General features: G+C 59.6%; 10 protein-coding genes. 5 read left to right on the top strand and 5 right to left on the bottom strand.

The window, feature by feature from the left end:
- Window positions 1–31 precede the first annotated feature (31 nt).
- Window positions 32–2,407 (top strand): type II secretion system secretin GspD, encoded by a 2,376-nt coding sequence (gene gspD, locus JFT81_RS09595; RefSeq protein ID WP_201227107.1) that lies wholly within the window; start codon window positions 32–34, stop codon window positions 2,405–2,407.
- 392 nt (window positions 2,408–2,799) lie between these two features.
- On the opposite strand, the gene JFT81_RS09590 is transcribed toward gspD, so the two are convergent.
- Window positions 2,800–2,952 (bottom strand): hypothetical protein, encoded by a 153-nt coding sequence (locus JFT81_RS09590; RefSeq protein WP_201227106.1) that lies wholly within the window; start codon window positions 2,950–2,952, stop codon window positions 2,800–2,802.
- A 188-nt stretch (window positions 2,953–3,140) separates the two neighbouring features.
- Between JFT81_RS09590 and gspE the strand changes: the two genes are divergently transcribed.
- A complete protein-coding gene (gspE, locus tag JFT81_RS09585; protein WP_201227105.1) occupies window positions 3,141–4,547 on the top strand; it encodes a type II secretion system ATPase GspE in 1,407 nt (468 codons plus the stop codon).
- Window positions 4,547–5,758 (top strand): type II secretion system inner membrane protein GspF, encoded by a 1,212-nt coding sequence (gspF, locus tag JFT81_RS09580; protein WP_201227104.1) that lies wholly within the window; start codon window positions 4,547–4,549, stop codon window positions 5,756–5,758. Before gspE ends, gspF begins: the two co-directional genes overlap by 1 nt.
- 206 nt (window positions 5,759–5,964) lie before the next feature.
- Here gspF and JFT81_RS09575 read toward each other — a convergent pair whose 3' ends face one another.
- Window positions 5,965–7,107 carry a pectate lyase gene (locus JFT81_RS09575; protein WP_201227103.1) on the bottom strand — a complete coding sequence of 381 codons (1,143 nt, stop codon included), beginning with the start codon at window positions 7,105–7,107 and terminating at the stop codon, window positions 5,965–5,967.
- 199 nt (window positions 7,108–7,306) lie between these two features.
- On the opposite strand from JFT81_RS09575, the gene JFT81_RS09570 reads away from it, so the two are divergent.
- Window positions 7,307–8,062 (top strand): FadR/GntR family transcriptional regulator, encoded by a 756-nt coding sequence (locus tag JFT81_RS09570; RefSeq protein ID WP_201202352.1) that lies wholly within the window; start codon window positions 7,307–7,309, stop codon window positions 8,060–8,062.
- 9 nt (window positions 8,063–8,071) lie between these two features.
- Here JFT81_RS09570 and JFT81_RS09565 read toward each other — a convergent pair whose 3' ends face one another.
- The 3 genes from JFT81_RS09565 to JFT81_RS09555 form a co-directional block, all read right to left on the bottom strand.
- Window positions 8,072–8,965, bottom strand: a complete 894-nt coding sequence (locus JFT81_RS09565) for an SMP-30/gluconolactonase/LRE family protein (RefSeq protein WP_201227102.1) — start codon at window positions 8,963–8,965, stop codon at window positions 8,072–8,074.
- Window positions 8,962–9,804: an NAD(P)-dependent oxidoreductase gene (locus tag JFT81_RS09560; protein ID WP_201227101.1), complete on the bottom strand. Its 843-nt coding sequence runs from the start codon at window positions 9,802–9,804 to the stop codon at window positions 8,962–8,964. Before JFT81_RS09560 ends, JFT81_RS09565 begins: the two co-directional genes overlap by 4 nt.
- A 97-nt stretch (window positions 9,805–9,901) precedes the next feature.
- The gene (locus JFT81_RS09555) at window positions 9,902–10,627 is read right to left on the bottom strand and encodes an oligogalacturonate-specific porin KdgM family protein (protein ID WP_201227100.1); all 726 of its coding nucleotides are present in this window, start codon (window positions 10,625–10,627) and stop codon (window positions 9,902–9,904) included.
- Between the two features lie 362 nt (window positions 10,628–10,989).
- Here JFT81_RS09555 and JFT81_RS09550 point away from each other — a divergent pair, with 362 nt between their 5' ends.
- On the top strand, window positions 10,990–12,144 hold the full coding sequence (locus JFT81_RS09550; RefSeq protein ID WP_201227099.1) for a mandelate racemase family protein: 1,155 nt from the start codon (window positions 10,990–10,992) through the stop codon (window positions 12,142–12,144).
- Window positions 12,145–12,209 lie beyond the last annotated feature (65 nt).

Genomic DNA, 12,209 nt, shown 5'->3' with positions numbered 1-12,209 from the left:
TGGATCAGGCGCAGGGCGCTAAGGAAGCTTCATGAAGTGGTCAGGTTCCAATTGTGTACGTACGGCCGCGCCGTTTCTGTTGTTGGCGTTGAGCGCGTGCAGCAACACCACCACGCCGCAGAACCAGCCGCCGCTGCTGGTCGACAGTGAACTGGGACGTCCGCTGGCCAACACTCAGCGCAGCGGCGACGCGGTGCTTGACCGCGAGCGGGCTCAGGCGCAGGCAAGACCTGCGCCGAAGCAATTGCACAACATCAGCAAAAGTGCGCGCAGTGGGGCCGCCTCGTCGGGCATTGCCTTGCCGAGCAATCCTTTGGGCGATCAACCGGTGACGCTGAATTTCGTCGACGCCGATATTCAAGCGGTGGTGCGGGCACTGTCGCGTTCCACCGGGCAGCAGTTTCTCGTCGACCCTCGGGTGAAGGGCACGTTGACGCTGGTCTCGGAAGGTCAGGTGCCGGCGCGGCAGGCTTACGACATGCTGCTGGCGGCGTTGCGCATGCAGGGTTTCAGTGTGGTCGATGTCGGCGGTGTGGCGCAGGTGGTGCCGGAGGCGGATGCGAAGTTGCTCGGCGGGCCGATTTACAGTGCCGATAAGCCGGCGGGCAACGGCATGCTCACGCGCACGTTTCGTCTGCAATATGAGAACGCGGTGAACCTGATTCCGGTGCTGCGGCCGATCGTTTCGCCGAACAATCCGATCAACGCGTATCCGGGCAACAACACCATCGTCATCACCGATTACGCCGAGAACCTGACCCGCGTGGCGCAGTTGATCGCGAGCATTGATTCGCCGAGCGCGATTGACACGGATGTGGTGCAGATCCAGAACGGTATCGCTGCCGACATTGCGCCGATGGTGGCTGAATTGCTGGATGCGCCGGGCAATGATCCGACGCAGAAAATTGCGGTGATTGGTGATCCGCGCTCCAACACCATCATCATTCGTGCGGGCAGCCCGGAGCGCACGGAGCTGGCGCGTAATCTGATCTACAAACTCGATAACGCGCAGAGCAATCCGAGCAATTTGCATGTGGTGTATTTGCGTAATGCGCAGGCGGCGAAACTGGCGCAGGCATTGCGTGGGTTGCTCACGGGTGAGAGTGATAGCGGCAGCAGCGACAATGCGCGTTCGGTGCTCAGTGCGATGGGCAGCAACACCAGCGGCTCCATTGGTCAAAGTGGCCAGAGCGGCACGCAAACCAGCGGCACAACTTCGACCACGTCCGGCAGCGGCAGCACTGGTGGTAGTTACGCGCAGGGCAGCACCGGCAGCGGCGGCGCGCAGAGTAGCGAACAGAACGTTGCGTTCAGCGCTGGCGGTGTGACCATTCAGGCCGACGCCACCACCAACACCTTGCTGATTTCCGCGCCGGAGCCGTTGTATCGCAACCTGCGTGAAGTCATCGATCTGCTCGACCAACGCCGTGCACAAGTGGTGATCGAAAGCCTGATCGTCGAGGTCGGCGAGGACGATGCCAGCGAATTCGGCGTGCAATGGCAGACCGGTAATCTGGGCGGTAAAGGCGTGATCGGCGGGGCGAATCTCGGCGGCTCGGGGATCAACCTCAACGGCAAGACCAGCCTCGATGTACTGCCGCAGGGTTTGAACCTGGGTTACGTCAACGGCACGGTGGACATCCCCGGTATCGGCAAGATTCTGGATTTGAAAGTGCTGGCCCGCGCCCTGAAGAGCAAGGGCGGCACCAATGTGTTGTCGACGCCTAATCTGCTGACGCTGGACAACGAGGCGGCGAGTATTTTTGTGGGCCAGACTATCCCGTTTGTCAGCGGCAGTTATGTGACTGGCGGCGGGGGCACCAGCAATAACCCGTTCCAGACGGTGACCCGTGAAGAGGTCGGTTTGAAGCTCAATGTGCGCCCGCAGATTTCCGAGGGCGGCACGGTGAAGCTCGACATTTATCAGGAAGTCAGCAGCATTGATGAGCGTGCGTCGGCCAGTTCGACGTCGGCGGGGATTGTGACCAACAAGCGGGCGATTGATACCAGCATTCTGCTCGATGACGGCCAGATCATGGTGCTTGGTGGTTTGCTGCAGGACGGTTACAGCCAGAGCAACGATGCGGTGCCGTGGTTGTCGACCATTCCGGGGATCGGCGCGCTGTTTCGCAACGAGCGCCGGGCGATCACCAAGACCAATTTGATGGTGTTTCTGCGCCCGTACATCATTCGCGACAGCGAAGCGGGGCGCAGCATTACCCTTAATCGCTACGACTTCATGCGCCGCGCCCAAGGTGGTTTGCAGCCGGAACGCAGCTGGGCGATGCCGGACATGCAGGCGCCGCAATTGCCGAGTGCTGCGCAGGGTGTGCCGGCGGTGGTGCCATCCTCGGGGCCACGCGCCACGATAAAAGCGGTGCCGATCCAGCCGGGGTCCTCATTATGAAACCGGTTCTGCCTAGGAGTGATACCCCTGTGGCGAGGGGATTTATCCCCGTTGGGCAGCGAAGCAGCCCCAAAACCTGCAACCCCATTTCTCCAGGCATACCGAGTGTTTTGGGTTTGCGACTGCTGCGCAGCCGAGCGGGGATAAATCCCCTCGCCACAGGACATCTCATTGCCACAGCCGACGGCGGCGCAGGGTGTGCCGGCGGTGGTGCCATCCTCGGGGCCACGCGCCACGATCAAAGCCGTGCCGATCCAGCCGGGGGCCTCATTATGAAACCGGTTTTGCATCGGAGTGATACACCTGTGGAGAGGGGATTTATCCCCGTTGGGCAGCGAAGCAGCCCCAAAACCTGCAACCCCATTTCTCCAGGCATACCGAGTGTTTTGGGTTTACGGCTGCTGCGCAGCCGAGCGGGGATAAATCCCCTCGCCACAGGAAATCTCATTGCCACTGCCGGCGGTGGTGCCATCCTCGGGGCCACGCGCCACGATCAAAGCGGTGCCGATCCAGCCGGGGTCCTCATGATGAAACCGGTTCTGCATAGGAGTGATACTCCTGTGGCGAGGGGATTTATCCCCGTTGGGCAGCGAAGCAGCCCCAAAACCTGCAACCCCATTTTTCCAGGCATACCGAGTGTTTTGGGTTTACGACTGCTGCGCAGCCGAGCGGGGATAAATCCCCTCGCCACAGGAAATCTCATTGCCACAGAGAACTCGGGGGACTGCGAAAGATGAGTGCGTTGCCTTACGCCTGGGCCAAGGCGCAGCGGGTGTTGTTGTGCGATGGGGTGATGACGGTGTGCCCGTCGACGCCGGGCTGGGCGATCAGTGAGGCGCGGCGTCAGTTCGGTGAGGCGCGGATCGAGCGCGTGCGCGATGACGAACTCGACGGCTTGCTCGCCAGCGCTTACGCCGATACCGGCAGTGCGGCGGCGGTGGTCGGTGCGGCGGAAAACGAAGTTGATCTCGACCGCCTGATGCAAGACATGCCGGAAATCACCGACCTGCTCGACACCCAGGACGGCGCGCCGGTGATTCGCATGATCAACGCCTTGCTGACCCAAGCGGCGCGTGATGAGGCCAGTGACATTCATATCGAACCTTTCGAAACCCACTCAGTGGTGCGCTACCGCGTCGACGGCACGCTGCGCGACGTGGTCTCGCCGCGCAAGGCGCTGCACGGTGCGCTGGTGTCGCGGATCAAGATCATGGCGCAACTCGACATCGCCGAAAAACGCCTGCCGCAAGACGGCCGCATTGCCCTGCGCGTGGCCGGGCGGCCGATCGATATCCGCGTTTCCACGGTACCGACCGGGCATGGCGAAAGGGTGGTGATGCGTCTGCTCGACAAACAGGCCGGCCGTCTGCACCTGGAAACGCTAGGCATGGACGCGCAGGTGCTGGCGAAACTCGATCACCTGATCCGCCAGCCCCACGGCATCGTGTTGGTCACCGGGCCGACCGGCAGCGGCAAAACCACCAGCCTTTACGCCGCACTGGCGCGGCTCGATGCAAGCACCAGCAACATCCTCACCGTCGAGGATCCGGTGGAATACGACTTGCCGGGCATCAGTCAGATTCAGGTCAACGCCAAGATCGACATGACCTTCGCCCTGGCGCTGCGGGCGATCCTGCGCCAGGACCCGGACATCATCATGATCGGTGAAATTCGCGATCTCGAAACCGCACAAATCGCCGTGCAAGCCTCGCTGACCGGCCACCTGGTGCTGGCGACCTTGCACACCAACGACGCAGTGTCGGCGGTGAACCGCTTGATCGACATGGGCGTCGAGCCGTTTCTGCTGGCCTCGTCGATGCTAGGCGTTTTGGCACAGCGTCTGGTGCGACGCCTGTGCAATCAGTGCAAGCAGGAGGACCCGGCGACACCGGGGACATGGCGCCCGGTCGGGTGCGCGGCTTGCAATCAGACCGGCTACAGCGGCCGCACCGGCATTCATGAATTGTTCTGCATCGACGACGACATCCGCACGCTGATCCACCAAGGGGCAGGGGAGCAGGCCTTGCGCGCATCAGCCGCGAAAGCTGGGATGTTCAGCCTGCGTGAGGACGGTGAGCGCTGGATCCGCAGCGGCGCCACCGCCCCCGAAGAAATTCTGCGCGTGACACGGGACGCCTGATGAATCGCTATCGTTTTGAAGCTGCCGACGCGACCGGAAAAATCGAATCCGGGCACCTGGAAGCCGACAGTCAAACCGCTGCGTTCAGTGCCTTACGCGGTCGAGGACTGACGGCACTCATGGTGCAAAAGGAAAGCAATGTCGCCCAGCATGGCGGGGGCGGCATGTTCAGCGCACGCATGTCGGACAATGATCTGGCCTGGGCCACGCGGCAACTGGCGAGCCTGCTCGGCGCCAGTCTGCCGCTGGAGGCCGCATTGAGTGCCACGGTCGAGCAGGCCGAAAAAAAACACATCGCCCACACCCTCAGCGCCGTGCGTGCCGATGTTCGCAGCGGCATGCGGTTGGCGGAATCACTGGCCTCGCGACCACGGGATTTTCCCGAGATCTACCGCGCGCTGATTGCGGCCGGCGAGGAGTCCGGTGATCTCGCGCAGGTGATGGAGCGACTCGCCGATTACATCGAGGAGCGCAACAACCTGCGCGGCAAGATTCTCACCGCGTTTATCTATCCGGGTGTGGTCGGGTTGGTATCGATCGGCATTGTGATTTTCTTGCTCAGTTACGTGGTGCCGCAGGTGGTCAGCGCGTTTTCCCAGGCACGACAGGATCTGCCGGGGCTGACGCTGGCGATGCTCAATGCCAGTGATTTCATCCGCAGCTGGGGTTGGTTATGCGCCGCGTTAATGACCGGGGCGTTCTGGAGTTGGCGCCTGTATCTGCGCAATCCGGCGGCGCGTTTGAGTTGGCATCACCGAGTGTTGAAGTTGCCGCTTTTCGGTCGTTTCATTCTGGGCCTGAACACCGCCCGTTTCGCCTCGACGCTGGCGATTCTCGGCGGCGCCGGGGTGCCGTTATTAAGGGCACTGGAAGCCGCGCGGCAGACCTTGTCCAACGACCGCTTGAGACTGAGCGTCACGGAGGCCACAGCCAAGGTGCGCGAAGGTGTGAACCTGGCGGCTGCGTTGCGCGTGGAAAACGTGTTTCCGCCGGTGCTGATTCACTTGATCGCCAGTGGTGAAAAAACCGGGTCGTTACCGCCGATGCTGGAGCGTGCAGCGCAGACGTTGTCGCGTGATATCGAACGACGGGCGATGGGCATGACGGCATTGCTGGAGCCGCTGATGATTGTGGTGATGGGTGGGGTGGTGCTGGTGATTGTGATGGCGGTGTTGTTACCGATCATCGAGATCAACCAACTGGTCCAGTAGCAGATTTTGAGGGTGTCTGATTGGGCCTTATTGGGTTGATCCTGAAATCCGGACACAACCAAAACCCTGTTGGAGCTGCCACAGGCTGCGATCCTTTGATCCTGCTTTTAAAGATCAAAAGCAAAAGATCGCAGCCTTCGGCAGCTCCTGCATGAAAAAGCCCTCGTCACCGAGGGCTTCTCTATTTACGCGATGTAACCCTTCACTCAGATCTTGCCGGCGCCTGCCTTGGCTTTAACATCGGCGGCGACCTTGTCGGCATTCAGCGGGGTGTAGCTGTAAGGTGGAGTCCAGCCGATGCTCGAACTCCACGAGCAGCTCAGTGCGCTGCCATTGAGCGTCGAGCCTTGATCACGGTAGACGCTGCCACCGTAATCGCCGGCGATTTTGTCGCAACCACTGATACCGGTGATTTCGAAGGCGTTCTTCTCGGAGAAGATCTTCGAGTTTTTACCGACACCGTGCGCATAGCTGAACGGATAGACCTTATGGCTGGTGCTGCCCACGTGGTAGTTGTTGTACAGGTGCACCTGACCGAAGCGCACACGTGGAGCACGCGCCGAGATGTTTTCGAACAGGGTGTTGTGGATCGTCACCTTGAGCTTGCCATCATCGGTGGTGCGGCTGTCGCTGGAACCGATCAGGTTGTTCTTCTCGTGGGACTTGAATGCCGAGTACGAGATGGTCACGTAGTTGGCGCCGTTCTTGACGTCCAGAGCACCGTCGTGATGCTGCTTTGGTCGACCATTGGCGGTGCCGTTCTGGTCATCGGTGCGGCGGCCATCGGTAAAGGTCACATGGTCGACCCAGACGTTGTTGGCGCCCTCGATGGTCAGGCCATCGTATTCCGAGTTCCAGTTGCCGGCGCTGCCGTCATTCGCGTCCCAGATCGGCTCCGGATCCCATGGATTCTCGATGGTGAGGTTGCGGATGATCACGTCGTTTTCTTTCGCGTAGAAGAAGCCCTCGCGGATCTCTGCATTGCTGCTGATGCCAACGATGGTGGTTTTGCCCAGAATGTCCAGGCGACCACGCTTCTTCATGTCGGCAGTCGTCGTATAAGCTTTGCCTTCGCTGACGTCGATAATCCCGCTGATCTTGATGATCCGGCCATTGCTTCCAGCACTGGCGCTGAGGGCAGCTTTCAGTTCAGCGGCATTTTTTACGGTGTAGATATCGTTGGCCGCAGCTCTGGAGCCGCCCTTGGTGCCGCCGTTTTGCGTCGCCCAGCCAGTCGTGGCAACATCCAGCCAGATATCGGCTGCATGGGCCGGCACGCTGGCCAACAAAAGCGAACCGACGATGGCGCTGGCGAGTTTGCTGGCAGTGAAGGTTGAAGGTTTAGTCATGAGTAATCAGATCCTTGATTAACTTGAGTTGTTTAACGCGCAGCAGGCCTGCGCGTTTCTCGAGCGGACGTCCTTATCGCCATTGCAGCGAATCGAACGTCCGCTACATGCGAAATACTATCATCGAACATATGCGTTGTCGTACAACTGAATGGGCTATGATGAGCACTTATTGGCAATTTCGAGAAATTTGTTCCTGATGGACAAACACTACGTCCAACCGAGTGTTCGCCGAAGACATCGAAGTCTGGCGGAGGAGTTGGTCACTGAACTTTCCCGGCGCATTTGCAGCAGTGAGCTGGCGCGCGGGACAAAATTGCCGACCGAGTCTCAAGTCATGGAGGAGCATGGGGTCAGTCGTACTGTCGTACGTGAGGCGATTTCCCGTTTGCAGGCAGCAGGCCTGGTGGAGACCCGGCACGGCATCGGCACGTTTGTCCGAGACATTCCTAGCCCGAGCGGTTTTCGCATCGATCCGGACAGCATTGTCACATTAGCGGATGTACTGGCGGTGCTTGAGTTGCGCATCAGCCTGGAGGTCGAAGCTGCCGGTCTGGCCTGTGCGCGTCGCACCGATGAGCAGTTGCAACTGATGCGCGACTCGCTGGATGCGCTCAATTCTCGGGCGGTCAGTGTCGATTACGCGGTGTCTGCCGACTTTCAGTTTCACCAGCAAATCGCGTTGGCTACAGGTAACCGCTATTTCACCGACATCATGCTGCACCTTGGGGTCAGCATTCTTCCGCGCACGCGGCTGCATTCCAAGCGTGTGGTCAACGACAATAAAGAGCCCTATCTGGAGCGTTTAAGCCGCGAGCACGAAGACATCTACAAGGCGATTGTTCGCCGCGATGCCGATGCTGCGCGCGCGGCGATGCGCCTGCATTTATCCAACAGCCGCGAGCGGATGCGCCGCGCGTATGAGGCCGCCGCCGTCGAGGCGTTGAACGCTTGATGGCAGGCCTCAGGCCCGCGCCATGGGTTCGGGCAGCCCCGTGACGCCTGGATTCAAGGCGAAGACTCCACCCGCTAGAGGCTGGTCGCTGAGATCGATGCCTTGAGGGCGAATCGAGGTGACAAACAGCGTGTCGAGGCGGTCGCCGCCAAACGCGCACATCGTCGGCTTCTTCACCGGCAGCGGCAATGAGCGATCAAGCTTTCCTTCAGGGGTAAAGCGCAGAACCTGCCCTGAATCAATCGCGCAGATCCAGTAACACCCTTCAGAATCGACCGCCGCGCCGTCCGGCCGTCCCGGATGATTATTCATGTCGACGAAGGCGCGACGGTGGTGTGGCGTGCCGCTGTCGATGTCGTAGTCGAAGGCCCAGATGTGCTGTTGCGTCGGGTGCGAGTCGGACAAGTACATCGTCCGGCCATCCGGGCTGAACGCCAGTCCATTGGGTACCACCAGCCCTTCGATTTGCGCGGCAAGCCGATCGACGATGCCTTCGGATTTCGGATCATATCTATACAGTGCACCGACCGCGTCTGCGCCCATGTGGGTTTGCATCGTGCTGACCCAGAAGCGTCCCTGACGATCGCAACGGCCATCGTTAAAACGCATCGGCGCGCTGGCGTGCTCGACTCCGGCGAGCTTTTCCGCACTCAAGTGACCATCGGCCTGTGGCAGCAATTTGAACAGACCGGTTTCCTGCGCGCCGATCCAGTGCCCCGCCGAGCTGCGGACAATGCACGCGAGCATTTCGTCCGCCTGCCAACTGTCGGTCTTGCCGTCAGTCTGCCAGCGGTGCAACCTGCCGGCGGGAATGTCCACCCAATAGAGGGCCTTTTCCGCCGCTTGCCAGACCGGGCTTTCGCCCGTTGCATTGCGTGCGTCGACGATCAGTTCGGCATTCATTGGCGGCGCGCCGCAAGGTCGTCGAATGGCCCGGCAGCGGTAAACGCTCCGCCTTGAAACAGGCTGTCGGGCGAGTCGGCGGCAGGCTTGGGTTGTTGTTCCATTTTCGCGCGGAAGGCTTCGGAACTGTCCTGAGGGGCAAAGCCCAGATGTGCTGCGTGGCGATTGCTCCACCATTGATCGCGGTTGGCAGAAACACCATAAACCACGCTGTGCTTCACATCGTCGGCCAGCAGTGCGCGTGCGACCAGATGCTCAAGATCGGCATAGCTCAGCCACGTCGAGAGCATGCGTAGATTGCGTGGCTCGGGGAATGAGGAGCCGATGCGCAAACTCACCGTTTCGATGCCATAGCGGTGAAAGTAGAACGTCGCCATGTCCTCGCCGTAAGCTTTCGATAACGCGTAATAACCGTCCGGGCGACGCGGTGAATGGGCATCGATTTCGGCGTCTTGTGAATAAAACCCGGTGACATGGTTGGAGCTGGCAAACACGATCCGTTTGATCCCTTGCTGACGCGCCGCTTCATAAATGTGAAAGGTGCCGCGAATGTTTGCCTCGAGAATTTCTTCGAAAGGCCTCTCTACCGAAATCCCACCCAAATGGACAATGGCATCGACCCCTTCGACCAGGGCTGCCACGCCAGCCTTGTCGGCCAGATTGCAATTGATCACTTCGTCATGCTCGCCACGGCTCTCGGCCATCGGGCTGATGTCCGAGGAACGGACGATTTCGGCATGCGCCTGCAGGGTTTCTCTGAGTATCTGACCCAGGCCACCGGCGGCGCCGGTCAGCAGAATGCGCTTAAAGGGTTTTTGCTGCGAGGTTTGCGTGGTCATGGTCAGGTCTTCCATTGCGCTGTGGTGAATGTCGGTTCAGGGAGAAATGCCGAGTTGACGAGCGATGCGCGCTCGGCAACTCGGCCTGGTGCGGGGCTTACATGAAGTTGTACTGAACCCCGAGACGCCAGCGCGCTTGGCGATCGGGGGAGGTGGAGTCGACTTTGACGTCGCCGACTTCCATGAACGGTGCCCATTGCTTGGTCAGCTTGTATTTGACGATCAGGTTCTGTTCGTAGTCGCTCTTCTTGTTGTCGTAGCGGATGTAGTCGGTCTTGAAATAGATGAACTGATACTCGTAAGCCCACTTGTTGGCTGGCGTGTAGCCGAGCCAGCCTTCGAAGCGGTGGGTGGTCTGGTCATCCTTGTAGTGATCGGGCATGTCTTTGTTGACCTGGTCGCGATCGAGTTTGCGCAGGTCCAGGCGATAGCGCGTCGCTACGTAAAAGGCGTCGTCGATTTTGTAGTTGTACTTGAGGCCGAACTTGTAGGCGGTCGCATCCTTGGAGCTGTCCATCTGGAACGCCGGGGTCAGCGTCGATTGCGCGCTGAGTTTGTAGTTGTAGCTGACCGTGAACTCATGGCCGTTGTTGACCATGTTGTCGTAGGCGACATCTTTGCGATCGCCGGCGGTGCGGTATTTCATTTCCGCTTCAAATCCCAGTCCACTGTCCAGTCGGTAGTTGAGTTTGACTCGATCAGCGTGGGCGCTGTCGTCTTCGGTGTACTGGTGGCGGTAGTTGATGCTGGCAGAGTCAGCGCTGGCGCAGAAAGGCAGGCTGAGGGTCGCAACAGTCACGAGCGTGCGTAGGGTGGTGTTCATACGGTCTTCTTTTTTTTGTTTTTGTTAGGGTCGTTTGACAAGGACTACGGGCACCCCGGTGTTGCGTCTGTATCTCATTTGAGGTGCAGATATAAGTTATCGTACGACAAGATGACTCGTCTACGTCATTTTGCTGCTTTTGAAACATCTAGACACATATATGGCCTATGAATAGGGCTCTAAAGCCAGTCGCGTTATTCAGCAGTTGTCTTTAAAAACGGAGGTTTGCTGGTTATTGGGTAGAGGAAGGCAAGAGAGCGAGCCGTGTTTTTGGGTCTTTTCAAGCGTTGTACGATGACCTATGATCGGCGACAACAGACGACACTCTTGTCACAAATCCAATAAGAAGGCTAAAGACGTCCATGAGAATCACAGCAGTCAACGTCCAGGTTTTTTCCTATCCCACTCGCCGCGCCGTCGACAGCGCAGGGCATGCCCATCCCGGTGATGTCACCCAGGCGCAAATGGCTTTGTTGCGCATCCAGACTGAAGACGGCAAGGAGGGTTATGCCTTCGGCGCGCCTGAGCTGATCCGTCCTTATGTGCTGGATGGTTTTGTGCGCAAAGTGCTGGTCGGGCAAAACGCCTTCGATCGCGAAAAGATCTGGCACGACCTCGCACACTGGCAGCGCGGCAGTGCCAGCCAGTTGACTGACCGTGCTCTGGCGTTGGTCGAGCAAGCCTTGTGGGACTGGGCGGGGCGCAAGCTCGGGCTGCCGGTGCACAAACTGATCGGCGGTTTCCGCGACAAGGTGCCGGCGTACGGTTCGACCATGTGCGGCGATGAGTTGCCGGGCGGTCTGGCCACGCCGGAAGACTACGGCCGGTTTGCCGAAACCCTGGTCGAGCGCGGCTACAAGGCGATCAAATTGCACACCTGGATGCCGCCGGTGTCGTTCGCGCCGAGCCCGCGCATTGACGTAAAAGCCTGTGCCGCGGTGCGCGAAGCGGTGGGGCCGGATATCGCCCTGATGCTCGATGGTTATCACTGGTACAGCCGCACCGAAGCGCTGTACATCGGCCGCGAGCTGGAAAAGCTCGACTTCGCCTGGTTCGAAGAGCCGATGATGGAAGAGTCCGCCGAATCCTATGCCTGGCTGGCGGGTCAGTTGGACATCCCGGTGCTGGGCCCGGAAACCCTGTCCGGCAAACACCTGAGCCGGGCCAGTTGGGTGAAGAACGATGTCTGCGACATCCTGCGTGCCGGTGTCGCTGGCGTGGGTGGGATTGCACCGTGCTTGAAGGTTGCGCACATGGCTGAATCGTTCGGCATGGATTGTGAAATCCACGGCAATGGTGCGGCGAATCTGGCGGTGGTCGGCGCGATCAAGAACTGCACCTGGTACGAACGTGGCTTGCTGCACCCGTATCTGGATTACGACGAAGTGCCGGCCTACCTGAAACGTCTGGTCGACCCGATGGACAGCGACGGTTTCGTGCATCTGTCCGACTTGCCAGGTCTGGGCGAAGAGATCGATTTCAACTTCATCGAGATGAATACGCTGAAAAGCTTCTGACGTGTAAGCGGGCTGCCCGGTACACGCCGGGCAGTCCGAGAGCCCTATAAATATAAGAAAGGCAC

It is taken from the genome of Pseudomonas sp. TH43, from assembly GCF_016650635.1.
In the GTDB taxonomy this organism is placed as follows: Bacteria; Pseudomonadota; Gammaproteobacteria; order Pseudomonadales; family Pseudomonadaceae; genus Aquipseudomonas.
Note: the sequence above shows the minus strand (reverse complement) of the source record. Positions and strands in the feature narration are given on the sequence as shown.

Bases quoted from the DNA above. Each gene is read 5' to 3' on its own strand.
- gspD (WP_201227107.1), top strand. From the start codon at position 32: ATGAAGTGGTCAGGTTCCAATTGTGTACGTACGGCCGCGCCGTTTCTG.
- JFT81_RS09590 (WP_201227106.1), bottom strand. From the start codon at position 2,952: ATGCAGAACCGGTTTCATCATGAGGACCCCGGCTGGATCGGCACCGCT.
- gspE (WP_201227105.1), top strand. From the start codon at position 3,141: ATGAGTGCGTTGCCTTACGCCTGGGCCAAGGCGCAGCGGGTGTTGTTG.
- gspF (WP_201227104.1), top strand. From the start codon at position 4,547: ATGAATCGCTATCGTTTTGAAGCTGCCGACGCGACCGGAAAAATCGAA.
- JFT81_RS09575 (WP_201227103.1), bottom strand. From the start codon at position 7,107: ATGACTAAACCTTCAACCTTCACTGCCAGCAAACTCGCCAGCGCCATC.
- JFT81_RS09570 (WP_201202352.1), top strand. From the start codon at position 7,307: ATGGACAAACACTACGTCCAACCGAGTGTTCGCCGAAGACATCGAAGT.
- JFT81_RS09565 (WP_201227102.1), bottom strand. From the start codon at position 8,965: ATGAATGCCGAACTGATCGTCGACGCACGCAATGCAACGGGCGAAAGC.
- JFT81_RS09560 (WP_201227101.1), bottom strand. From the start codon at position 9,804: ATGACCACGCAAACCTCGCAGCAAAAACCCTTTAAGCGCATTCTGCTG.
- JFT81_RS09555 (WP_201227100.1), bottom strand. From the start codon at position 10,627: ATGAACACCACCCTACGCACGCTCGTGACTGTTGCGACCCTCAGCCTG.
- JFT81_RS09550 (WP_201227099.1), top strand. From the start codon at position 10,990: ATGAGAATCACAGCAGTCAACGTCCAGGTTTTTTCCTATCCCACTCGC.